18 protein-coding genes, 1 rRNA gene, 1 pseudogene and 1 riboswitch are annotated in these 23,979 nt (G+C 69.3%); of the genes and pseudogenes, 3 read left to right on the top strand and 17 right to left on the bottom strand.

The genetic code is table 11. From position 1 onward, the window contains the following. Window positions 1-37: 37 nt before the first annotated feature. From AB0O67_RS10020 to kdpF, 4 genes are read right to left on the bottom strand one after another with little or no spacing between them, the layout of a single operon-like run. A complete protein-coding gene (locus AB0O67_RS10020) occupies window positions 38-706 on the bottom strand; it encodes a potassium-transporting ATPase subunit C (RefSeq protein WP_365448130.1) in 669 nt (222 codons plus the stop codon). A gap of 5 nt (window positions 707-711) precedes the next feature. Next, window positions 712-2,844: a potassium-transporting ATPase subunit KdpB gene (kdpB, locus tag AB0O67_RS10015; protein ID WP_365448128.1), complete on the bottom strand. Its 2,133-nt coding sequence runs from the start codon at window positions 2,842-2,844 to the stop codon at window positions 712-714. Beyond that, window positions 2,844-4,505 carry a potassium-transporting ATPase subunit KdpA gene (kdpA, locus tag AB0O67_RS10010; RefSeq protein ID WP_365448126.1) on the bottom strand — a complete coding sequence of 554 codons (1,662 nt, stop codon included), beginning with the start codon at window positions 4,503-4,505 and terminating at the stop codon, window positions 2,844-2,846. The genes kdpB and kdpA overlap by 1 nt, the downstream gene beginning before the upstream one ends. A gap of 7 nt (window positions 4,506-4,512) precedes the next feature. Next, entirely contained in the window at window positions 4,513-4,602 is a 90-nt protein-coding gene (gene kdpF / locus AB0O67_RS10005) for a K(+)-transporting ATPase subunit F (RefSeq protein WP_161183200.1), read from the bottom strand. A 1,947-nt stretch (window positions 4,603-6,549) separates the two neighbouring features. On the opposite strand from kdpF, the gene AB0O67_RS10000 reads away from it, so the two are divergent. Continuing rightward, window positions 6,550-8,505, top strand: coding sequence for an amino acid transporter (locus tag AB0O67_RS10000; protein ID WP_365448124.1), 1,956 nt, complete (start codon window positions 6,550-6,552; stop codon window positions 8,503-8,505). Window positions 8,506-8,707: 202 nt separating this feature from the next. On the opposite strand, the pseudogene AB0O67_RS09995 reads toward AB0O67_RS10000, so the two are convergent. After that, window positions 8,708-8,950: pseudogene (locus tag AB0O67_RS09995) on the bottom strand (DUF1707 domain-containing protein); the annotation flags it as partial. A gap of 117 nt (window positions 8,951-9,067) precedes the next feature. Between AB0O67_RS09995 and AB0O67_RS09990 the strand changes: the two are divergent. Continuing rightward, entirely contained in the window at window positions 9,068-9,463 is a 396-nt protein-coding gene (locus tag AB0O67_RS09990) for a helix-turn-helix transcriptional regulator (protein WP_365448122.1), read from the top strand. A 100-nt stretch (window positions 9,464-9,563) separates the two neighbouring features. On the opposite strand, the gene gcvP is transcribed toward AB0O67_RS09990, so the two are convergent. Beyond that, on the bottom strand, window positions 9,564-12,449 hold the full coding sequence (gcvP, locus tag AB0O67_RS09985; protein WP_365448120.1) for an aminomethyl-transferring glycine dehydrogenase: 2,886 nt from the start codon (window positions 12,447-12,449) through the stop codon (window positions 9,564-9,566). 174 nt (window positions 12,450-12,623) lie between these two features. After that, window positions 12,624-12,722: riboswitch (glycine riboswitch) on the bottom strand. A gap of 114 nt (window positions 12,723-12,836) precedes the next feature. Here gcvP and AB0O67_RS09980 point away from each other — a divergent pair. Continuing rightward, window positions 12,837-13,208 carry a PRC-barrel domain-containing protein gene (locus AB0O67_RS09980; RefSeq protein ID WP_365448118.1) on the top strand — a complete coding sequence of 124 codons (372 nt, stop codon included), beginning with the start codon at window positions 12,837-12,839 and terminating at the stop codon, window positions 13,206-13,208. Between the two features lie 10 nt (window positions 13,209-13,218). Here the strand turns inward: AB0O67_RS09980 and AB0O67_RS09975 are convergent, their stop codons facing one another. The 11 genes from AB0O67_RS09975 to rrf all read right to left on the bottom strand — a co-directional run. Then, entirely contained in the window at window positions 13,219-14,568 is a 1,350-nt protein-coding gene (locus tag AB0O67_RS09975; protein ID WP_365448116.1) for a DNA polymerase IV, read from the bottom strand. Between the two features lie 64 nt (window positions 14,569-14,632). Continuing rightward, entirely contained in the window at window positions 14,633-15,316 is a 684-nt protein-coding gene (locus tag AB0O67_RS09970) for a MerR family transcriptional regulator (protein WP_365448114.1), read from the bottom strand. Window positions 15,317-15,577: 261 nt separating this feature from the next. Continuing rightward, the gene (locus AB0O67_RS09965) at window positions 15,578-16,051 is read right to left on the bottom strand and encodes a bifunctional nuclease family protein (protein ID WP_026281837.1); all 474 of its coding nucleotides are present in this window, start codon (window positions 16,049-16,051) and stop codon (window positions 15,578-15,580) included. A gap of 488 nt (window positions 16,052-16,539) precedes the next feature. Continuing rightward, the gene (locus AB0O67_RS09960; RefSeq protein ID WP_365448112.1) at window positions 16,540-17,271 is read right to left on the bottom strand and encodes a MerR family transcriptional regulator; all 732 of its coding nucleotides are present in this window, start codon (window positions 17,269-17,271) and stop codon (window positions 16,540-16,542) included. A gap of 43 nt (window positions 17,272-17,314) precedes the next feature. Then, window positions 17,315-18,274: an FHA domain-containing protein gene (locus AB0O67_RS09955; protein WP_365448110.1), complete on the bottom strand. Its 960-nt coding sequence runs from the start codon at window positions 18,272-18,274 to the stop codon at window positions 17,315-17,317. Window positions 18,275-18,335: 61 nt separating this feature from the next. Next, the gene (locus AB0O67_RS09950) at window positions 18,336-19,205 is read right to left on the bottom strand and encodes a DUF881 domain-containing protein (RefSeq protein ID WP_365448108.1); all 870 of its coding nucleotides are present in this window, start codon (window positions 19,203-19,205) and stop codon (window positions 18,336-18,338) included. 5 nt (window positions 19,206-19,210) lie between these two features. Continuing rightward, window positions 19,211-19,543 carry a small basic family protein gene (locus AB0O67_RS09945; protein ID WP_003988855.1) on the bottom strand — a complete coding sequence of 111 codons (333 nt, stop codon included), beginning with the start codon at window positions 19,541-19,543 and terminating at the stop codon, window positions 19,211-19,213. Continuing rightward, window positions 19,540-20,460 carry a DUF881 domain-containing protein gene (locus tag AB0O67_RS09940; RefSeq protein WP_365448106.1) on the bottom strand — a complete coding sequence of 307 codons (921 nt, stop codon included), beginning with the start codon at window positions 20,458-20,460 and terminating at the stop codon, window positions 19,540-19,542. Before AB0O67_RS09940 ends, AB0O67_RS09945 begins: the two co-directional genes overlap by 4 nt. A gap of 97 nt (window positions 20,461-20,557) precedes the next feature. After that, a complete protein-coding gene (locus AB0O67_RS09935; RefSeq protein WP_365448104.1) occupies window positions 20,558-23,053 on the bottom strand; it encodes a mannose-1-phosphate guanyltransferase in 2,496 nt (831 codons plus the stop codon). 114 nt (window positions 23,054-23,167) lie between these two features. Beyond that, window positions 23,168-23,776 (bottom strand): CDP-alcohol phosphatidyltransferase family protein, encoded by a 609-nt coding sequence (locus AB0O67_RS09930; protein WP_365448102.1) that lies wholly within the window; start codon window positions 23,774-23,776, stop codon window positions 23,168-23,170. A gap of 108 nt (window positions 23,777-23,884) precedes the next feature. Further along, window positions 23,885-23,979, bottom strand: a 5S ribosomal RNA gene (gene rrf, locus AB0O67_RS09925); the annotation flags it as partial.

Raw genomic sequence — 23,979 nt, 5'->3', positions numbered from 1 at the left:
TCCGGCCGCCGACTCCCGCGTGACTCGCACAACGCCATCAGTTCTTGGCCACGAGTTCCTTGAGCGCGACGTTCAGCTCCAGGACGTTGACCCGGGGCTCACCGATGAAGCCGAGCGTGCGCCCCTCGGTGTTCCGCTCCACGAGCTTCTGCACCTCGGCGACGGGCAGTCCGTTCTTCTCGGCGACCCGGTGCACCTGGATGTCGGCGTACTGGGGCGAGATGTCCGGGTCCAGGCCGGAGCCGGAGGACGTCACCGCGTCGGCGGGCACCTGGGACGGCTGCACCGTCCAGCCGGGCACCGAGTTGTCCTTGACCACCGCGGTCTTGGCGTCCTTCACCCACTGGACGAGCTCTTCGTTGTCACCGGAGCGGTTGGTCGCGCCGGAGAGGATGAGCGAGTACTGGGTGTTGACGCTGTTGGTGCCCAGGCCGTTCTGCGGGCGGCCCTGGAACCACTGGAGGTCGGGCTCCGGGGTCTCTTGGCCCTCCTTCAAGGGCAGGTTGTACGCCTGACCGATCAGGGAGGACCCGACGACCTTGCCCTGGGCGCTGATCTCCGAGCCGTTCGCCTTGTCGTTGAACAGTCCCTGTGCGACGCCGGTCACGACCAGCGGGTAGATGACGCCGGTCACCAGGGTCAGCGCGAGGAGGGCGCGCAGGCCCGCCCCGAGCAGCCGGGCGGTGTTCGATACCGAGTTGTTCATGGCGATCAGCCGATTCCGGGAATGAGGGAGATGATCATGTCGATGATCTTGATGCCGATGAAGGGGGCTATCAGGCCGCCGAGTCCGTAGATCCCGAGATTGCGCCTGAGCAGCCGGTCCGCGCTCACCGGCCGGTACCGCACGCCCTTCAGGGCGAGCGGCACCAGCGCGATGATGACCAGCGCGTTGAAGACGACCGCCGAGAGGATCGCGGAGTCCGGCGAGGACAGCTGCATGATGTTCAGCTTGTCCAGGCCCGGGTAGACCGCCGCGAACAGCGCCGGGATGATCGCGAAGTACTTCGCGACGTCGTTGGCGATGGAGAACGTCGTCAGCGCACCCCGCGTGATCAGCAACTGCTTGCCGATCTCGACGATCTCGATGAGCTTCGTCGGGTTGGAGTCGAGGTCGACCATGTTGCCGGCCTCCTTCGCGGCCGACGTGCCGGTGTTCATCGCCACGCCGACGTCGGCCTGGGCGAGCGCCGGTGCGTCGTTCGTGCCGTCACCGGTCATCGCGACCAGCTTGCCGCCCGCCTGCTCCCGCTTGATGAGCGCCATCTTGTCCTCGGGAGTCGCCTCCGCGAGGAAGTCGTCGACGCCGGCCTCCTCGGCGATCGCCTTGGCGGTGAGCGGGTTGTCGCCGGTGATCATGACGGTCCTGATGCCCATGCGGCGCAGTTCCTCGAACCGCTCCCGCATGCCGTCCTTGACGACGTCCTTCAGGTGGATGACACCCAGCACACGGGCCCCGTCGGCGTCCTCGACGGCCACGAGCAGCGGAGTACCGCCGACCTCCGAGATGCGGCCGGCCAGCCGGTCGGCGTCCTCGTGGATCCGGCCGCCGCGCTCGTCCACCCAGGCGATGACCGAACCGGCCGCGCCCTTGCGGACCTTCCTGCCGTCCACGTCGACACCGGACATCCGGGTCTGGGCGGTGAAGGCGATCCATTCGGCGTGTGCCAGCTCACCCTGGTGGCGCTCGCGCAGCCCGTACCTCTCCTTCGCCAGGACGACGATGGAACGGCCCTCGGGCGTCTCGTCGGCCAGCGACGACAACTGGGCGGCGTCCGCGACCTGAGCGGCCGTCACGCCGCTCACCGGCACGAACTCCGACGCCTGCCGGTTGCCGAGGGTGATGGTGCCGGTCTTGTCCAGCAGCAGCGTGGAGACGTCACCGGCGGCCTCGACCGCGCGGCCCGACATCGCCAGGACGTTGCGCTGGACAAGGCGGTCCATGCCCGCGATGCCTATCGCGGAGAGCAGGGCGCCGATCGTGGTCGGGATCAGACAGACCAGCAGGGCCACCAGCACGACCAGCGTCAGCCCGGTGCCCGCGTAGTTCGCGAACGGGGGCAGCGTGGCGCAGGCGAGCAGGAAGGCGATCGTCAGCGAGGCGAGCAGGATGTTCAGCGCGATCTCGTTGGGCGTCTTCTGCCGTGCCGCACCCTCGACCAGTTTGATCATTCGGTCGATGAAGGTCTCGCCCGGCTTCGTCGTGATCTTGACGACGACGCGGTCGGAGAGCACCTTCGTGCCGCCGGTGACCGCGGAACGGTCGCCGCCCGACTCCCGGATCACGGGAGCCGACTCACCGGTGATCGCCGACTCGTCGACGCTCGCGACCCCCTCGACGACATCGCCGTCGCCGGGGATGACGTCGCCGGTCTCGCAGACGACCAGGTCACCGAAGCGCAGTTCGGTGCCGGGCACCCGCTCCTCTCGGTCACCCACGAGGCGTCGCGCCACGGTGTCGGTCTTGGCCTTGCGCAGGGTGTCGGCCTGAGCCTTGCCACGACCCTCGGCGACGGCCTCGGCCAGGTTGGCGAAGATCACCGTGAGCCAGAGCCACACGCTGATGGTCCAGCCGAACCAGTCGCCCGGGTCCATGAAGGAGAAGACGGTGGTCAGGACGGCACCGATCCACACCACGAACATCACGGGCGACTTGACCATCACCCGCGGGTGGAGCTTGCGACAGGCGTCCGGCAGCGACCTGACCAGTTGCTTGGGGTCGAAGAGGCCCGCACCGACACGGCCTTCTGCGGACTTGTGCCCGGTGGGTACGTCGCTGTGCGGCGCCCGGGTCGGAGTGGCTGTGGACATCGAGTCCTCTTGCTTCTGTATGCGAGTGGTCATCACGCCAGCCCCTCGGCCAGCGGTCCCAGCGCCAGGGCCGGGAAGTACGTCAGACCGGTGATGATGATGATCGTGCCGACCAGCAGACCGGCGTAGAGCGGCTTGTCCGTGCGCAGGGTGCCCGCGGTCGCCGGAACCGGCTTCTGCTGGGCGAGCGAGCCCGCGAGCGCCAGGACGAAGACCATCGGCACGAACCGTCCGAGCAGCATCGCGATGCCGAGCGTGCTGTTGAACCACTGGGTGTCCGCGTTCAGGCCGGCGAAGGCCGAACCGTTGTTGTTCGCGGCGGACGTGTAGGCATACAGGATCTCGGAGAAGCCGTGCGCCCCGCTGTTGGTCATCGAGTTGCCCGGGGTGGGCAGCGCCATCGCGAACGCGGTGAGCACGAGCACGAGTGCCGGAGTCACCAGGATGTAGAGGGCCGCCAGCTTGATCTCGCGGGTGCCGATCTTCTTGCCCAGGTACTCGGGCGTACGGCCGACCATCAGGCCGGCGATGAACACCGCGATGATCGCCATGATCAGGATGCCGTAGAGGCCGGAACCGACGCCACCGGGCGCGATCTCGCCCAGCATCATGCCGAGCATCGTGATGCCCCCGCCGAGGCCCGTGAACGAGGAGTGGAAGGAGTCGACCGCGCCGGTCGACGTCAGGGTGGTGGAGACCGCGAAGAGCGACGAACCACCGATGCCGAAGCGGACCTCCTTGCCCTCCGTCGCGCCGCCGGCGATCTCGAACGCCGGGCCGTGGTGGGCGAACTCGGTCCACATCATCAGCCCGACGAAGGCGATCCAGATGGTGACCACGGTCGCGAGGATCGCGTAACCCTGCTTGACCGAGCCCACCAGGACACCGAAGGTGCGGGTCAGCGAGAACGGGATGACCAGGATCAGGAAGATCTCGAAGAGGTTCGTGAACGGCGTCGGGTTCTCGAAGGGGTGGGCGCTGTTGGCGTTGAAGTAGCCGCCACCGTTGGTGCCCAGCTCCTTGATCGCCTCCTGCGAGGCGACCGCGCCGCCGTTCCACTCCTGGGTGCCGCCCATGAACTGGCCGACCTCGTGGACACCGGAGAAGTTCTGGATCGCGCCACCGGCGACCAGGACGACCGCGCCGATGATCGCGAGCGGCACCAGGACGCGGACGGTGCCGCGCACCAGGTCCGCCCAGAAGTTGCCGAGGTCACCGGTGCGGGAGCGGGCGAAGCCGCGCACCAGCGCCACCGCGACGGCCATGCCGACGGCCGCGGAGACGAAGTTCTGCACGGCCAGACCGCCGGTCTGCACGACGTGGCCCATGGCCTGTTCGCCGTAGTACGACTGCCAGTTGGTGTTGGCCACGAACGACACGGCCGTGTTGAACGCCTGGTCCGGGTCGATCGCTGCGAAGCCGAGCGATCCGGGCAGGACGCCCTGGAGCCGCTGGAGCAGGTACAGGAAGAGGACACCGACCGCCGAGAAGGCGAGCACGCCGCGCAGGTACGCGGTCCAGCGCATCTCGGTGTCGGGGTTGGCGCCTATGCCCTTGTAGATCCACTTCTCGACACGCCAGTGCTTGTCGGAGGAGTAGACCTTGGCCATGTAGTTGCCAAGGGGAACGTGGACGATCGCCAGTGCGCCGATCAGGGCGAGCAGCTGGAGTACGCCGGCGAGTACGGGACCCATGTCGTGCTCAGAACCTCTCCGGGAAGATCAGGGCGAGGACGAGATAGCCCAGCAGGGCGACGGCCACGACCAGGCCGACTACGTTTTCGGTGGTCACAGCTTCGTCACCCCCTTGGCGACGAGGATCACCAGCGCGAACAGCGCGATCGTGGTGACGACGAAGGCCAGATCGGCCATCGTGAGCTCCTGGAGTCGAGGTTCGAATGGACAAGGACGTGTTAGAGGTAACCCCCTCCTTGACCGGTTTCGACCGTTGTTGACGGGTCCCTTACGGTGCCCTGCGCCGCCTTGACGGGACCCTGACGGCGCCCCTGCCTGGGCCCCTGCCTGCGCGGACGTGGAACCGGGTCCTCCGGGCCCCCGGCACCGCGGTCGGCGGAGCACGGCATCGGAATTCCACCGCGGGGAGAAGGGGGCACGCCCTCGCAGGACCGGAGCCGGCCCGCGCACGAGCCCGGGGGGCCTCACTCGTCGAGGACCGCATGCTCGACGTGCACCGCATGCTCGACGTGCACCGCATGCTCGACGTGCACCGCATGCTCGACGTCGCCGTTCCGCCGGCCGAACGGGCCCCTTCGAGGCTTAGTTGCCGAAACGGTGTGAGCAGGGCAGGACCTCCGAAGGGCCCGCGACCCGCTGCCGTACGTCAAGAAACCCTCCCCCACTCGTCAGCGAGCCATCAAGGCCCCTGGCCGTCGCTCATGAGGCCCCTACCGTCGGCCGCATGGGACACCGTGACGACCCGACCAGGGATCTGACCGACCGGCCCGTCCAGCACCCCGCCCCGCCGGTCCACGACCGGCACTGGGCGCGTGACATGCGCAGCTCGATCGGCTGCGCCGGGGTGCTGCTGGCCCTGCTTCTCCTGGTGGACCGGGGTGCCGGCACCCTGACGCCGTGGCGCGCGGCGATCTGGGTCGTACTCGCCGTGCTGCTGCTCGTGGTGCTCTGTCCGCCGCGCGTCTCCGCCGGCAAGGGATGGATCGCCGCAGGGTCCCTGCTGCACGGTCGACGGGTCCGTACGGACCTGCTCGTGTCGGTGCGCTGCGTGGACGGCGTCTCCCAACGGCTGCTGCTGCGCGACGCCTTCGGCGACCGGGTCGAGATCGACCCGCGGGTACTGATCGACAACCCCGAGCTGTGGCACCGCCTCGACGAGGACGCCCGCCGGGCGGAGGCGTCCGGCCTCCTGCTCTGCGGGGCGACGGCCCTGAGCCGCGTCTCGGCCAGGATCGACGGCGAGACGGCACAGACCGTCTTCAAGGTGTCGGGCCTGGACCAGGGGCGCACCGTGCGACTACGCAGCCCGGATCACCCGACCCGACGCCAGTCCGACCCCACCGGTTCACATGTCCGGGACCTGACCCGGCACGACCGGCTTCCTCGTCCCGGATTTGGCCCGGCACCCCGGTTCACCCGTCTCGGCCCGGGACTGCACCACCCGTTTCCTCGTTCCTGCCCCGGTGGTGCACCACCGTTTCCTCGGACCCAGCCGGACCCCGGTCCAGAACAACCGACCCACGAACCCGGACCGGCACAACGACCGACCCCCCAGCCGGCCCCCCGGTTCCAGCACTGCCCCGGTCCCGGTCCTCACCCCGTTCCCGGCGCCGCCCAGCCGCCCGCCGGCACCCCCGGGTCCTCAAACCGGCCCTGCCGTCAGGGCCGCGCCCCCTGCTTGACATGGCCGGACGCTCCTGGGCCCGGCCCGGCGCGTGCGGCCGTTCGGCCGGCGGCATCCACATCACATCGCCGCCGCCTTGCCGTGAACCGGCAACCGACGTGCCGGTCGGCACCGTCGTGGCACTCGGTGTCCATCTCTGAGTCGCGGAGCGCTCACCCGATACAGGTCAGCAGGGTCGAAGTCGGCACGACTGCCACTCTCTTGATGCGCCGACGCGCCCCACCGCCCAGCCTTAACGCAAGCTTGACGCCGCGAGCCCGCCCGACCGCAGGCCCAGGCGTCACTCTCCGCATACGCTGAGGGCGCCGTCCGACGTGATGGCCGGAAACCCACGTTGAGCCGCACCTCTGGAGCACGTCGATGGCCCCGACCGAACACGCCGCGCCCGCCCGCTTGCGCGCCTGGATGCTGGAAGGGCTGTCCGACATGGGCAAGGCGGGCGGCCACCAGGGCCCGCACGCCCCTCCCGCTCCCCCGGCTGAGGGCCGCCCCTGGTACCGCGTGATGTGCCTGACCGGCGTCGACTACTTCTCCACCCTCGGCTACCAGCCCGGCATCGCCGCCCTCGCGGCCGGTCTGCTCTCGCCCGTCGCGACCGTCGTGCTCGTGATCGTCACCCTGGCGGGCGCCCTTCCCGTCTACCGGAGAGTGGCCGAGGAGAGCCCGCACGGCCAGGGCTCGATCGCGATGCTGGAACGCCTGCTCACCTTCTGGAAGGGCAAGCTGTTCGTCCTCACGCTGCTCGGCTTCGCCGCCACCGACTTCCTCATCACCATCACCCTCTCGGCCGCCGACGCCTCCACCCACCTGGTGGAGAACCCCAACCTGAACGACGCCCTGCACGACCGGCAGTTGCTGATCACCATGGTGCTCATCGCCCTGCTCGGCGCGGTGTTCCTCAAGGGCTTCCTGGAGGCGATCGGCGTCGCGGTCGCCCTGGTGGCCACCTACCTGGCGCTCAACGCCGTGGTGGTCGTGGCCGGGCTCTGGCACGTCGCCACCGAGGGCCATGTCGTCGCCGACTGGTCCAGCGCCCTCACCGCCGAGCACGGCAACGTCTTCGTGATGATCGGCGTGGCCCTGATCGTCTTCCCCAAGCTCGCCCTCGGCCTCTCCGGCTTCGAGACCGGCGTCGCCGTGATGCCCCACGTCAAGGGCGACCCGAGCGACACGGAGGAGCGCCCCGAGGGCCGGATCAGCGGCACCAAGAAGCTGCTCACCACCGCCGCACTGATCATGAGCGTCTTCCTGATCACCACCAGCTTCATCACCACCCTGCTCATCCCGGCGGACGAGTTCGAGGAGGGCGGCCAGGCCAACGGCCGCGCGCTGGCGTATCTCGCGCACGAGTACCTCGGCACCGCCTTCGGCACGGTGTACGACGTCTCGACCATCGCCATCCTGTGGTTCGCCGGCGCCTCGGCGATGGCGGGCCTGCTCAACCTGATGCCGCGCTACCTGCCCCGCTACGGCATGGCCCCGCACTGGGCGCGCGCGGTACGCCCCATGGTCATCGTCTTCACCTTGATCGCCTTCCTGGTCACCTGGCTCTTCGACGCCGACGTGGACGCGCAGGGCGGCGCCTACGCCACCGGCGTGCTGGTGCTGATCAGCTCCGCGGTGATCGCGGTGACCATCGCCGCCCGCAAGGCCGGACAGCGGAAGTGGACCATCGGCTTCGGCGTGATCTCGGTGGTGTTCCTCTACACCACGGTGGTGAACGTGGTCGAGCGGCCCGACGGCGTGAAGATCGGCGCCTGCTTCATCGCGGGCATCATGATCCTCTCCCTGGTCTCCCGGCTGGCCCGCGCCTTCGAGCTCCGGGTGACCGGCGTGACGCTGGACCCCATGGCGGAACGGTTCGTGCGGGACATCGCCAGCCGCAAGATCCGGTTCATCGCGAACGAGCCCGACAAGCGGGACATCGCCGAGTACCGCGACAAGATCGAGCAGATCCGCCAGGACAACGACGTCGCCGGCCCCGAGGACTTCGTGTTCGTCGAGGTGACGGTGACCGACCCGTCCGAGTTCGAGGCCGGTCTGATGGTCCACGGCGAGGTCCTGCACAACCGCTACCGCGTCCTGACCCTGGAGTCCTCCTCCATCCCCAACGCCCTGGCCGCCCTGCTCCTGCACGTCCGCGACGCCACGGGCAGCACCCCGCACATCTACTTCGAGTGGACCGAGGGCAACCCCTTCGCCAACTTCCTGCGCTTCTTCCTCTTCGGCCAGGGCGAGGTCGCCCCGGTCACCCGTGAGGTCCTGCGCGTGGCGGAACCTGACGTGACCCGGCGGCCCCGCGTGCACACAGGCTGACGGTCTCGTCCCCTACGGCGACGGGCCCACGTCAGCGCCCCGACCCACCAACCCAGCCCCGCCCCGCCGCACACCTCAGCGCCACCGACCACCATCCCCACGCCGCCCGCCGCCCGCCGCCCGCCGCACACCTCAGCGCCACCACCCCCGCCGCGCCGCCCCGGCCGGCACCCGCCCGTAACTGAGCCGGCCGCCCACAACTGCCCTCCTGTTCGATGCGGACGACGTCCTTCGCCCCGGCCGGGACGGGCAGGTCACCGATCAGCACGGCCAGCTCCCCCATCGTGCGCGCGGTCAGGGCCGCCTCCACCCGCTCCTCCAGCTCGTCGCCGGTCAGCCGCCCGTCCCCGGCGGCGGCGGACAGCACCTCGACCACCCGGTCCCGGTCCGCATGCGATGCCCTCACCTCGGACGTCACACCCGCACGCGACAACTCGGCTGACACACCCTCACCCCGATCGCCCCTCCGGCACGGCCTGTCACGCACTAACGCTATATCGCGATATATCCAATGGCCAACCCCCCGTCCACCCCCGGCGATCCCCGCCCTATCGTGACCGGCATGCACTCCTACACCATCGGCCAGGCCGCACGGCTCCTCGGCGTGAGCCCCGACACCGCGCGCCGCTGGGCGGACGCCGGCCGGGTGGCCACCCACCGCGACGACAGCGGTCGGCGGCTGATCGAGGGCAAGGACCTGGCCGCGTTTTCGGTCGAGCTCGCCAGGACGGGGAGCGGCGAGGAGGAGGCCCCGTACACCTCGGCCCGCAACGCCTTCCCCGGCATCGTGACCGCCATCAAGCTCGGCGACGTCGCCGCCCAGGTCGAGATCCAGGCCGGCCCGCACCGCCTGGTCTCCCTGCTGACCCGCGAGGCGGTCGAGGAGTTGGGCCTGGAGGTCGGCATGGAGGCGACGGCCCGGGTCAAGTCGACAAACGTACACATCGACAGGGCCTGACCGGCCGCCGGGTCCTTCCCGAGAAGACAACGAGGGCCCCCGCAAAGGGAGCCCTCGTCCACCGACGTCGGTCCTGCCCCGACCGACGCCGTCTCGTTCCTCAGTCCTCGTACGCGTCCAGCGGCGGGCAGGAGCACACCAGGTTCCGGTCACCGAAGGCCTGGTCGATACGGCGCACCGGCGGCCAGTACTTGTCGGCGACCGACACCCCGGCCGGGAAGACGGCCTCGTCCCGCGAGTAGGCGTGGCTCCACTCGCCGCCCAGCAGGCCGGCGGTGTGCGGAGCGTTGCGCAGCGGGTTGTCGTCGGCCGGCCAGTCGCCCGCGCCGACCTTCTCGATCTCCGCGCGAATCGCGATCATCGCCTCGCAGAACCGGTCGAGTTCGGTCAGGTCCTCGGACTCGGTCGGCTCGATCATCAGCGTCCCGGCCACCGGGAACGACATCGTCGGCGCGTGGAACCCGTAGTCGATCAGCCGCTTGGCCACGTCGTCGACGCTGACGCCCGTCGCCTTCGTCAGCGGCCGCAGATCGATGATGCACTCGTGCGCGACCAGCCCGCCCGGACCGGTGTACAGCACCGGGTAGTGCGGCTCCAGCCGCTTGGCGATGTAGTTGGCGCTCAGCACGGCCACCTGCGTGGCCCGCTTCAGGCCCTCCCCGCCCATGAGCCGCACATAGGCCCACGAGATCGGCAGAATGCCCGCCGAACCCCACGGCGCGGCCGAGATCGGCCCCACCCCGGTCTCCGGTCCGGCCTCCGGCTGCAGGGGGTGGTTCGGCAGATACGGCGCCAGGTGCGACCGCACGGCCACGGGACCGACGCCCGGACCACCGCCGCCGTGCGGGATGCAGAACGTCTTGTGCAGGTTGAGGTGGGACACGTCGCCGCCGAAGTGCCCCGGCTTCGCGAGCCCCACCAGCGCGTTGAGGTTGGCCCCGTCGACGTAGACCTGACCGCCGGCGTCGTGCACCTGGGCGCAGATGTCGGCGACGTGCTCCTCGAACACACCGTGCGTGGACGGGTACGTGATCATCAGCACCGACAGCTCGTCCCGGTACTGCTCGATCTTCGCCCGCAGGTCCTCGACGTCGATCTCGCCGTCCCCGGCGGTCTTCACGACGACGACCTTCATGCCGGCCATGACGGCGCTCGCGGCGTTCGTGCCGTGCGCGGAGGACGGGATCAGGCACACGGTCCGCTGCGCGTCGCCGTTGGCCCGGTGGTACCCGCGCACGGCGAGCAGCCCGGCCAGCTCACCCTGCGACCCGGCGTTCGGCTGCAACGACACCTTGTCGTACCCGGTGACCTCGGCGAGGCGGTCCTCCAGCTCATGAATGAGCGTCAGGTATCCCGCCGCCTGCTCGGCCGGCGCGAACGGATGCAGCTGCCCGAACTCCGGCCAGGTGACCGGCTCCATCTCCGTGGTCGCGTTGAGCTTCATGGTGCAGGAGCCCAGCGGGATCATGCCTCGGTCGAGCGCGTAGTCGCGGTCGGAGAGCCGGCGCAGATAGCGCAGCATCGCGGTCTCGGAGCGGTGCTGCTGGAAGACCGGGTGCGTCAGGTACGCGTCGGTACGCAGCAGCCCGTCGGGCAGCGCGTCCTGCGTGCCGCCGTCCAGCGCATCGATGTCCGCCTGGACACCGAACGCGGCCCATACGGCGGCCAGTTGGTCCCGTGTGGTGGTCTCGTCACAGGCCATGGAGACGTGGTCGGCGTCGATCGGCCACAGGTTGACGCCGTTCTCGCGCGCGGCGGCGGTGACCTCGTCCGCCCGGCCCGGAACCCGCGCGGTGACGGTGTCGAAGTAGGCGCCGTGGACGATCTCGGCGCCGCCGTCACGCAGGCCCGCGGCGAGGATCGCGGCGTACCGGTGGGTGCGCTGCGCGATGCCCCTCAGCCCCTCGGGACCGTGGTAGACGGCGTACATCCCGGCCATCACGGCGAGCAGCACCTGCGCGGTGCAGATGTTGCTGGTCGCCTTCTCGCGCCGGATGTGCTGCTCTCGCGTCTGGAGCGCCAGCCGGTAGGCCTTGTTCCCGTCGGCGTCGACGGAGACGCCCACAAGCCGTCCGGGCAGGCTGCGCGCGAACTTCTCCTGCACCGCCATGTAACCGGCGTGCGGCCCGCCGAAGCCCATCGGCACACCGAACCGCTGCGTCGTACCGACCGCGATGTCCGCGCCCAGCTCACCGGGCGACTTCAGCAGCGTCAGCGCCAGCAGATCCGCGGCGACGGTGACGAGCGCGCCCAGCCCGTGCGCCTGGTCGATGACCGCCTTGATGTCGCGTACGGCCCCGGAGGCGCCCGGGTACTGGATCAGCACACCGTTGATCTCACGGTCGGCGACCTCAGCCGGAATGCCCTCGGCGAGGTCGGCGACGACCACCTCCACCCCGGTCGGCTCGGCGCGGCCCTGGATCACGGCGATGGTCTGCGGCAGCGCGTCCGCGTCGACCAGGAAGAGGCCCTTCTTGTTCTTCCCCATGCGCCGGGAGAGCGCCATCGCCTCGGCCGCGGCCGTGCCCTCGTCGAGCAGCGAGGCACCGGAGGTCGGCAGCCCGGTGAGGTCGGCGACCACGGTCTGGAAGTTCAGCAGCGCCTCCAGCCGGCCCTGCGAGATCTCCGGCTGATAGGGGGTGTACGCGGTGTACCAGGCCGGGTTCTCCATGACGTTGCGCATGACGACCGGCGGGGTGAAGGTCCCGTAGTAGCCGAGCCCGATCATGGAACCCAGCACCTGGTTGCGGTCGGCGAGGGAGCGCAGCTCACGCAGCACCTCCGCCTCGGTGCGCGCGCCCGGCAGATCCAGGGAGTCGGCGTTCTTGATCACATCCGGTACCGCGGCGGCGGTGAGCTCGTCGAGCGAGCCGTAGCCGACCTGCGCGAGCATCTTGGCCCGCGCCTCCTGGTCGGGCCCGATGTGGCGCTGCTCGAACGGGATGCCCTGTTCGAGTTCGGAGAGCGGAATGCGCTGGGCGGTCATTGCGGAGGCCTCCTGGTCTGACGCGACCTTCGAGGGACACCCCGGCACGGGTGCCCCGACGGCCTCCCCCTCTGTCATCTCAACCTGAGAGCTTCACCGGCCGCCCGAGGACGCCCGGCTTGCACCGTCGGTGAGAGCGGGAGCCGTGACACCCGCTCTGCTTTCCAGAGTGACCTCGTCCGTGCGGTACGTGGGCCTGAGAGATTCCGGGGAGGATTTGCTCCTTCGGCGCCCCCGGTGGTGGTCTCCGGAGGACTCTCCCGCACGGGGTCAGCAGCCGTTTGCCAGAGTACCAGCGAGGTCGACACCCGGGCGTTCGAGTGGCCGCCTTCCTCAATGTGCTCTTTTGTAGTGCTTACGGATGAGGTGCGAGCGAGTGGAGGGCCCGTGCAGACCGACATCGATCCGCGCAACCTGATCGGCCGCAAGGCATTCGACCGCCACGGCAGCAAGATCGGCACCATCGACGAGGTCTACCTCGACGACGCGACCGGCGTACCGGAGTGGGCGGCCATACGGACCGGCCTGTTCAGCAGGGACGCCTTCGTCCCACTGGAGCCGAGCGAGCTGATCGACGGCACTCTGCACGTCCCCTTCGAGCGCGCCCTGATCAAGGACGCCCCCGACTTCGGCGTCGGCCGGCACCTCTCCCCGGAGCAGGAACTCCAGCTCTACCACCACTACGGCCTCGACGTGGCCGCTCCCCCGGCGCTGCCGGACCGCGACTTCGGCAAGCTGGCGGGTTCGGACGAGACGTGACCCCGGAGGCTCAGCCCTGGAGCTCGGGTCTTCGCGCCACGAGTGGCAGCGGCTCCGCCGGCTCCAGCGCGGGATCGTCGACCCTGAAGGTCCGCACCCGCCCCGGCTCCGACTCGGGGGTCTCGAACCGCACGGTCACTCTCCCCAGCCCGCTGCCCTGTACCCATCCGTGTCCGTACTCGGCGTGCCGCACATCGTGTCCGGCGGCCCACCGCCGCTCGACGGGCCCGGCCTCCTCCCGCTCGGGCTCTTCCGCCACGTCCTCCACCTGCCCCTCGTCCCGCTCCTCGGCCGCCTGCGCGAACAGATCCTCCTGCGTGTAGTCGGCCAGCCCGCTGACCCCGACCCCCAGCAGCCGCACGCCCCCGGTGGTGTCCACGGAGTCCAGCAGCCGGGCCGCCGCCTCCCGCACCACCGCCGGATCGTCCGTGGGCCCACGCAGCGTCTCGGACCGGGTCAGCGTCGAGAAGTCGTACCGCCGCACCTTCAGTACGATCGTCCGCCCCGAGAGTCCGGCCCCGCGCAGCCGCCGCACGCACCGGTCGGCGAGCCGCTGCACCTCCAGCCCGACCCGGACCCTGTCGTGGATGTCCACGTCGTAGGTGTCCTCGACCGACACGGACTTCGCCTCACGCTCGGCGACCACCGGCCGGTCGTCGAGGGCCAGCGCCATCGCGTACAGCGCGTGCCCGTGCGCCCTGCCCAGCAGCCGTACGAGCTCGTCCTCGCCCGCCTCGGCGATCTCGTCGACCGTGGTGATACCGGCCCGGCGCAGATGGTCGCCCGTCGCGGGTCCCACCCCCGGCAGCGTCCGCACCGACATCGGCCCCAGCAGATCCCGCTCCGTACCCGGCTCGATCAGCACCAGACCGTCCGGCTTGGCCTCCTCGGAGGCGATCTTCGCGAGCATCTTCGAGGCGGCGAGCCCTACGGACCCGGTGAGGCCGGTGACGGCCCGTATGTCGGCCCGCAGCCTGACGCCCGCCAGCCGCGCCGACTCTCGGTCCCAGGCCGTCCCCCCGGCCTCCAGGTCGACGAACGCCTCGTCCAGGCTCAGCGGCTCCACCAGCGGCGACAGTGCCCGCAGCAGGCCCATCACCTGCTCGCTGATCGTCCGGTACAACCCGAAGCGCGGCACCAGATAGGCGGCGTTCGGCGCGAGCCGGCGCGCCTGGCCCATCGGCATCGCCGAATGCACCCCGAACACCCGGGCCTCGTACGAGCAGGTCGCCACCACTCCGCGCGGCCCGAGCCCACCCACGATCACGGCTTTCCCGCGCAGGCTCGGCTTGGACGCCTGCTCCACCGAGGCGAAGAAGGCATCCATGTCGAGATGCAGGATCGTGGGCGCGGTTCTCACATGTCCGATGCTGCCTCATGCCACTGACAACGCCCGCGCGGCACGAGCCGCCGCCGACAGTGCCTCAGACGGCCCGGTTGCGCCGCCGTGCCAGCTCGTCCGCCGGGTTGTGCCCGAGGAGCGTCTCACCGGTGTCGATGCGTTCTCCGTGCAGCTGCGACAGGGCGCTCTCCACGTCCCGCCAGACCACGCCGACGGCGATCCCGAAGATCCCCTGGCCGCCCTGGAGCAGCGCGTGCACCTCGTCGGGCGAGGTGCACTCGTAGACGGTGGCGCCGTCGCTCATCAGCGTCATCCGCTCCAGGTCCCGGAAGCCACGCTCCCGCAGGTGCTGGACGGTGGTGCGGATGTTCTGCAGCGACACCCCGGTGTCGAGGAATCTCTTGACGATCTTCAGAACGACGACGTCGCGAAAGCTGTACAGGCGTTGCGTGCCGGACCCGTGGGCGGGCCGCACGCTCGGCTCGACCAGACCCGTCCGGGCCCAGTAGTCCAGTTGCCGATAGGTGATGCCGGCGGCCGCGCAGGCCGTCGGACCTCGATAGCCGATCTCCTCGGACGCCATGGGCGCCGCCCCTCCGCCGCCGGGAACGGCCATAGGTCGCTGCGGCGCGTGATCACTCGCCCTGCCGTGCGGAGGGTACCCCCCACTCGGGCGAAGCTGAGAGCTCGGGGGAGGGTACGGACCGCTCTCCCCGAAACTGCGTCCGGGGGCACCCCCAGCCGTACCGTCGCCGCTGCTTCTCACGCCGACCTCCGTCCTTGACCTGCCTTCTCGACGGTAGGCAGTCACCAAGGGTGCGTCAACGATCGCCACACTCGGCACGCCGAGTGATAATCACCCTAAGAGTGGTTTCCCGCACCCCATCGCGGGGAAAGGCTAGCCGAATGCTCTGTCGGGAAGCCGCATGACGCTCTCACTCGCCGCCGGCACGTGCCGGGGCGGGGAGCACGGCCCGGACACACACCGGCCCGCCGCGGACCCCCGGCCCGCGCGGGCCGCCACCACTCACTGGCTGCTGCTGCCGAAGTCCTCGGGCGAGATCTGGTCGAGGAACTCCCGGAACTTCTCCACCTCGTCCTCCTGCTCGTCGGGGATCGCGATACCGGCGTCGTCGAGCACCCCGTCACTGCCGTAGATCGGCGTGCCGGTGCGCAGGGCAAGCGCTATGGCATCGGACGGGCGGGCGCTCACCTCGACGCCGCTGGCGAAGACCAGCTCGGCGTAGAAGACGCCTTCACGCAGGTCCGTGATGCGTACTTCGGTGAGCTCCTGGCCGACGGCCTCCAGCACGTCCTTGAACAGGTCGTGGGTCAGCGGTCGCGCGGGGGCCATGCCCTGCTGGGCGAAGGCGATCGCCGTCGCCTCCCCCGGCCCGATCCAGATGGGGAGGTAACGGTCGCCTCCCACTTCGCGCAGGAGCACGATCGGTTGGTTGGAGGGCATTTCGACCCGGACACCTACGACATCGAGCTCGTTCACACAGCAACCCTAGGCCGTGCCCGGGACGTTTGGGTAGTCGGGCCGTCATCCCCCACGCGATCCGGCCGCCGCCCGCCAGCTCGGCGCGCTCCCCCTGATGAGCGGGACATACCCCCGCGGCTCCTGAGGCGCGGACAATCCGGGGCCCTGAGGTGCGGACAACCCGGCGCCCCTGTCCTGGGGCCACGACACAGCTCAGCCCCTTGAGCCCCCACCGGCCTTGCTCAGCCGCTCACCGAGCCGCCACCAGGGGGGCCCACACGCCGCACGGCGACCCCGCCATGAGGCACACCGGCAGCAGCACAGCTCCTTGAACCGGCGCCGGCGCCTGGCCCTGTGCACCCATCGGCGGACCCCGAGGCTCCGCGCAACCATCAGCGGGCCCCGGGCCTGGGCCCGGGGCAATCCTCACGGCCCACGCACAGCCCGCCCTGCCCGAGCGCACACTTCCGCAGGCCGCCTCGCACGGACCGCCCCACACAACCCGCTCAGGGCAACCGCACCCCGAGCGCACTCTGCACCAGCGCCGCGTGCAGTTTCACCGTGAGCCCCGCCAGCTCCTTCGCCCGGGCCTCAGCATGCGCCCTCGTCTGGGGGTTCCGATGCCTCTTCAGCGGAGCCACCACCTGGTCCACGAGCCCGGCCTCACGGTCGGCCGCGGCCTTCATCGCGCGCAGATGCCGCGGCTCGATACCGGACCGCCCGAGCTCGACGATGAGCGCCGACACGGTGACCGCCTCGGCGTCGTAGACCCCGTCCGCCACTGGAGTGACCAGCCCGTACGACTCCCACTCGGAAAGCTCCCGCTCACCGATCCCGGCCGCTGCCAGCAACTCCGCCCGTGCGATCCGGGACGCCGTCGGCCCGTCGGCTAGCCCGGCCTCGCCGTCACGCTGTCGGCCCAGCGTCGGCAGCCGCAGCTGCTCGCCGCGCTCCATCGCGTCAAGGTGCTCACGGATCACCTTGAGCGGCAGGTAGTGGTCCCGCTGCATCCGCAGCACATGCCCGAGCCGCTCCACGTCCCCCGGGCCGAACTTCCGGTACCCCGAGGGCGTCCGCTGCGGCTCGATCAGCCCCTCCGACTCCAAGAAGCGGATCTTGGAGATCGTGACCTCGGGAAACTCCTCGCGCAGCACGTTTAACACCGTGCCGATACTCATCAGCCCGCTGTCCGTGGCGGCGGCACCGTACCCGGAGCCGCCGCTCGGTGTGTGACGCATGGAACTTCCCTCGGAGTTTCTCCGGACGGACTCCGGAGGAGGGTCAGATGCCCTGCCTGCTCGCGTGGAAGACGAGCCGGTACTTGCCGATCTGCACCTCGTCACCGTTCGACAGAGCGACCTGGTCGATCCGCTCCCGGTTGACGTACGTGCCGTTCAGGCTGCCGACGTCGGCCACCGTGAACGACCCGTCCGGGCTGCGCCGGAACTCCACGTGGCGGCGCGAGACCGTCACGTCGTCCAGGAAGATGTCGCTCTGCGGGTGCCGCCCGGCCGTGGTCAGGTCGCTGTCCAGCAGGAAGCGGCTGCCCGAGTTCGGCCCCCGGCGCACCACCAGCAGCGCGGAGCCCAGCGGCAGCGCGTCCACCGCGGCCTGCGCCTCGGGAGACAGCGTGGGCAACTGTGTCTGACCGGTGACCTCGGCGTCGTACGCCTCGAGACCGCTGATGGAGATCGTGGAGGTCGTCTCGGACGGACGCTCGGGCGTCACCCCCGGCCGCAGCGGCGCACCGCAGTTGGAACAGAAGCGGCTGCTCTCCGCGTTGCGGTTACCGCACCTCGTACAAACCAGGGCCGACATGGACGGATCCTCCTGCCGCGGCTGCCCCGCAGGGGCGTGGGACGCGTACGGGTCGGCGGAAAACCCTCCACCCGCACTTGAGGTTGACGGTTGCCCGAAACCTATGCCGCCGGCCTGGGCAGGGTCAACCGACGGCGCGCCCTGACCACCGGAAATGTCGCCACCCGGACCAGCGACCTGGTCCCGGAACAGCGGGCGCTGGCCCTCCGCGTCAGGCTGTGCGCGATGCCGAGCGGTCGCGTTTTCGCGACCCTCTCGCGCGCTCTTGCCGAACAACTTCGCAAACAACTTCACGGGCGATTCCCCTTGACCGAAACAGACCCGCCCGTGGGGCAGGACGAACCCTGATTGCACACACTGGTCGACCCGGACATCCTCACAACGTCCGTATCCACCAGACAGTTTCCACCACGCACCACCCAATCGGTGCGCCGACCCCCCGCAACCTCATGCCCTCCCCGGACGTCCGCCATGCACCGCCGGTTCACTGGGAGGACGACCGAGCGTAGTCAGGTCGCTTCACCGCTCGCAAGGCGTCCACGACGATCTTGTCCGACCGCTCGACAGTCACGGTGGCCTGCTCCTTCTCAAGCGTCTGCACCACGCCTCCTGGGATGTTGAGCGCCGGTTCGAGGTCCTGCGACTTGCCGATGACCTTGAAACGATAGGGAGCGTTGATCTTGTTCCCGTCGACGCTCACACTTTGCCCGGAGTCCGTCAGATAGGTGCTCGCGACGACCCGCACGCCGTTCACCTGGATCGCCTCCGCGCCGGCCGCGCGCAGCTCCTGGATCGCGTCGAGCAGCATGTCCGCCTCGACCGTCCCCTTCGTGTCGTCGATGGTCATCGTGATGCCGGGCCCCTGTGCCGCCACCGTGCCCGCCAGCACACCGAGTTGCCTTTCCTTCTCGATCGTCTGCCGCCGGGCCTCCTCGGCCTGGTTCGAGCTGTTCTCCAGCTCGTCCCGCTGGTTCTCGAGACCCTGCTTCTCGTCCTCAAGACGCTGAGTACGGTCGTCCAGTTCATCGAGGATCCGCACGAGATCCTCCTGGCGGGCTCCGCGCAGGGCGCTGTCGCCGTCGCTGTTCGAGGCGACCTGCACCGCCAGGCCGAAGCCGAGCCCGAACAGCAGCAGGGCGACGATCAGTTGGGCCCGGGTGATCCGCGGCGGCCACAGTCCGTCGACGAGCCGCTGCCGCCCCGTGATCTCGGACCGCGTCTTTTCCCCGGCGGTGTCCGGGAGTGTCGTGTCGTCCGTCGTGGGCGTGGCCTCGGCCCGCACCTCGTCGGGCAGCTCCTTGCGCAGCCGGTTCTCGCCCGTCGTCCCGCCGGCCTTCTCGTCCTGATCGCTCATCGGCCTCACGCCCGGAAGACGTGCCGACGGATCGCCGCGGCGTTGGAGAAGATCCGGATACCGAGGACGACCACCACACCCGTGGACAGCTGGGCGCCGACGCCCAACTTGTCGCCCAGGAAGACGATCAACGCGGCGACGACCACGTTCGACAGGAACGAGACCACGAAGACCTTGTCGTCGAAGATGCCGTCGAGCATGGCCCGCAGGCCACCGAAGACAGCGTCCAAGGCCGCCACCACGGCGATCGGGAGATAAGGCTCGACGACCGCCGGAACCTCGGGCCGGACCAACAGGCCGGCCACGACTCCCACGACGAGGCCCAGTACGGCGATCACGATGTGCCTTTCTCACTTCTCTGCTGTGCTGACTCGGTTATCGGCTGTGCTGTGCGGACGATCACACTCGGCGCGGCCGGCAACCGCAGCTCCCCCTCCGACGAGATGCTCGTCCGGATGCCGAAGTTCTCCTGCAGGGCATGCAGGTACAGCCCGTCCGCGCTGTTCTGGAACTTCGTGCTCAGCCCCTCGCCGTCCCCCACCGCGAGCACCGTGTACGGCGGCACCAGCGGCCGGTTGTCGACCAGTATCGCGTCACCCGCGGCCCGGATCGCCGACAGCGCCGTCAGGCGCTGTCCATTGATCGAGACGGCCTCGGCGCCCGACTCCCACAGCCCGTTCACCACGCGCTGCATGTCACGGTCACGCACCCGCCCGGTGTCGGAGAAGCCGGTCGTCCCGCGCGGGTCGCTGTCAGCGCCGGAGGTGGCCTCCTTGGCGTCGTTCACGACCAACTTCACGCCGGGGCCATGCACTTCGACGGCACCCGACAGGATGCCGACCAGTTCCGTCTGATCTCCGCCGCCGCTCTGCTTGAGCGCCTCCCGCTGCCGGGCGCTCACGTCTTCCCGCAGCTTGTCGACGGTGCTCTCCAGCTCGTCCGCCGCCGCGGTCTCCCGGTCGATCCGGTCGATGAGCTCCTCGCGCTCCTTCGCCACGACCGGCGCCGCCACCCGGGCCTGGGCCGCGCCGACGGTCACGACCAGAGCCGCCAGCACCAGACCGGCGGCGAGACCGAGCTTCGCCCGCAACGTCTTCGGCATGCCTCCGGTGGTCTTCTTCCGGGCCGCCGCCTCGGCGTAGCCGTCATCGAGGCTGTGATCCATGACGTTGGTGAGCAGCGACATGGACGCGTCCGGGCGCGTAGGGCGCGCGGGTGTGCTCCGAACGGGCGGCTGCTGCGGCATGCCGCACATCGTCGCACGTCGCGGCCGCTACCTCCGAATGGCCCCACCGGCGTGCCGGACAGGCCCTTTTGGGGACACTTGTCCGGCACGCGCGCGTGCTGCTGTTTTACCGCCCGGCGCTGTCCACGACCGACGACCACTCGTCGAGCAGTGCCTGCGCGGAGGCGTCGTCCGGCCCCTCCGCCCACAGGTGGGTGACCGCCTCGGCCGGGTCGGGCAGCACCATCACCCAGCGCCCGTCGGCCTCGACCACGCGCACACCGTCCGTGGTGTCCACGTCACGATCTCCGGCCGCCTCGACCACGCGCCGCATGACGAGACCCTTGACCGCCCACGGAGTCGCCAGATCCCGCTTGAGGACGTGCGCGCGCGGGATGCGCGCGTCGATCTGGCTCAGCGTGAGCTGCGTCCGGGCCACCAGTCCGATCAGCCGTACGAAGGCCGCCGTACCGTCGAAGACGCTGCTGAACTCGGGGACGATGAAGCCGCCCTTGCCGTCACCGCCGAAGATGGTCGTCTCGTCCCGGCCGACCCGGGTCAGGTCGTCGGGTGACGTGGTGGTCCACTCGACCTGGGTCCCGTGGTACGCCGCGACCTGCTCGGCGATCCTCGTGGTGGTCACCGGAAGCGCGACCCGCCCGCTACGGCGCTCGGCCGCGACCAGGTCGAGCATCACGAGCAGCGCCCGGTCGTCCTCGACGATCCGCCCCTTCTCGTCGACCAGCGACAGCCGCTCGCCGACGGGGTCGAACCGCACACCGAACGCGGCTCGCGCGGACGCCACGATCTCTCCCAGTCGCACCAGCCCCGACCGCCGCGCATCCGCCGACTCCGTCGGCCTGGACTCGTCCAGACCCGGGTTGATCGTCAGCGAGTCCACACCCAGTTTGCCGAGCAGGCTGGGCAGCACCAGCCCCGAGCTTCCGTTCGAGGCGTCGACGACGACCTTCAGTCCCGACTCGGCGATCCCGCTGATGTCGACGTTCCTCAGCAGCGACCCGGTGTAGGAGTCGAAGACGCTGGACGGGAAGTGCAGATCCCCGATCTCGCCGGGAAACGCCCGTCGGTACTCCTGACGCGCGAAGACCCGGTCCAGCTTCCGCTGACTCGCCTGCGAAAGATCGGCACCTTGCCCGTCGAAGAACATGATGTCCACGGAGTCCGGCACCCCGGGCGTCGTCCGGATCATGATCCCGCCCGCACTGCCCCTGGCCGTCTGCTGCCGAGCGACCGGCAGCGGTACGTTCTCGAGGTCGCGTACGTCGATGGCGCTGGCCTGCAACGCGGAGATCACGGCCCGCTTCAGCGCACGGGCACCGCGGGAGTGGTCACGTGCCGTGGTGACGGTGGACCCCTTCTTCAGCGTCGTCGCGTACGCACCGGCCAGCCGTACGGCCAGCTCCGGTGTGATCTCGACGTTCAGGATTCCGGAAACGCCACGTGCACCGAAGAGATGGGCCTGGCCCCGCGACTCCCAGATGACCGAGGTGTTGACGAAGGCGCCGGCCTCGATCGTCTTGAACGGGTAGACCCGCACATTTCCCTGCACGATCGATTCTTCACCGATGAGGCACTCATCACCGATGACGGCGCCGTCCTCGATGCGGGCCGCCCGCATGATGTCGGTGTTCTTCCCGACGACACAGCCGCGCAGATTGCTGTGCTGTCCGACATACACGTTGTCGTGCACCACAGCCCTGTGCAGGAACGCGCCGCTCTTGACGACCACGTTCGACCCGACGACGGTGTGCTCACGTATCTCCGCGCCGGCCTCGACCTTCGCGTAGTCGCCGATGTAGAGCGGCCCGCGGAGCACGGCGTCGGGATGTACTTCGGCCCCTTCGGCCACCCACACGCCCGGCGAGATCTCGAAGCCGTCGATCTCGACGTCGACCTTGCGCTCCAGGACGTCCGCCTGCGCCTTGACATAGCTCTCGTGCGTGCCGACATCCTCCCAATAGCCCTCGGCGACATAGCCGTATACCGGCTTGCCCTCCTTCATGAGCTGCGGGAAGACTTCACCGGACCAGTCGACGGACACATCGGCCTCGACATAGTCGAAGACCTCGGGCTCCATGACGTAGATTCCGGTGTTCACGGTGTCCGAGAAGACCTGCCCCCAGGTCGGCTTCTCAAGGAACCGCTCGACCTTGCCCTCTTCGTCGACGATCGTGATTCCGAATTCCAAGGGATTCGGGACACGGGTCAGACAGACCGTGACCAGCGCACCCTTTTCCTTGTGGAAGTTGATCAGTTCGGTGAGGTCGAAGTCGGTCAGGGCATCACCGGAGATGACAAGGAAGGTGTCGTCCTTCAACGCCTCTTCGGCGTTTTTGACACTTCCGGCGGTTCCGAGTGGCTTCTCCTCGTTGGCATACGTGAGCTCCATACCGAGCTCTTCGCCGTCACCGAAGTAGTTCTTGACCAGTGACGCAAGGAACTGGACAGTCACGACTGTCTCGTTGAGCCCATGCCTTTTGAGCAGCCGAAGCACATGCTCCATGATCGGCCGGTTGGCCACCGGCAGGAGCGGCTTGGGCATGCTTGAGGTCATGGGACGAAGGCGCGTGCCCTCGCCACCGGCCATCACGACGGCCTTCATGTCGGAAGCGTCCTCCTCGAAGAGACGACGGTCTAGCCGACTTCACCCGTCCGAATTGTCCCGCACTTTTCCCTTGCGGGCCATCGCACCGCTGCGGCCGCGCATTCGACGAGCTCAATCGGCCATGGCGTCCGCGCGAACCAGACGGCGGACCTGTACCACGTAGAGGACTCCTGCCCACCAGTAGAGGGTTGTACCCCATCCGGCGAACGCCCATCCGAAAATCGCAGCGAGTGACGTCAGCCATCCGCTTCCGTCACTGAGCAGCAGCAACGGGAAGGCGTACATCAGGTTGAAGGTGGCGGCCTTGCCGAGGAAGTTCACCTGGGGCGGCGGATAGCCGTGGCGTCTGAGGATGCCCACCATCACCAGCAGCACCAGTTCCCGCGCAAGCAGTACAGCGGTCAACCAGAGGGGCAGAATCTCGCGCCACGTGAGCCCGACCAGGGTCGAGAGAATGTAGAGCCGGTCCGCGGCAGGATCGAGGAGCCGGCCAAGGCTGCTGATCTGGTTCCAGCGCCGGGCGAGTTTGCCGTCCAGGTAGTCACTGATCCCGCTCAGAGCCAGCACCAGCAGCGCCCAGCCGTCACTCTTCGGCCCGCCGAACTCGGGCCTGAGGATCAGCCACAGAAACAGGGGCACGCCAAGAAGCCGGGCCATGCTGAGGATGTTCGGGATGGTGAGGACCCGGTCCGTCTGAACGCGGGTCTCCTGGACCTCCAACCGGGGGCCTCCTGTCGAAAACGAGCCAACGATGCCCCCCGACCTTACCTCAACGCAAAAAAGCTCCGGCTCCTGGGCATGTGCCCAAGAGCCGGAGCTCTAAAGGTAGTTCGGCGGCGTCCTACTCTCCCACAGGGTCCCCCCTGCAGTACCATCGGCGCTGTAAGGCTTAGCTTCCGGGTTCGAAATGTAACCGGGCGTTT

Origin of the sequence: Streptomyces sp. NPDC086077, assembly GCF_040686175.1 — a bacterium.
In the GTDB taxonomy this organism is placed as follows: Bacteria; Actinomycetota; Actinomycetes; order Streptomycetales; family Streptomycetaceae; genus Streptomyces.
This window is presented reverse-complemented; position numbering and strand designations above follow the sequence as displayed.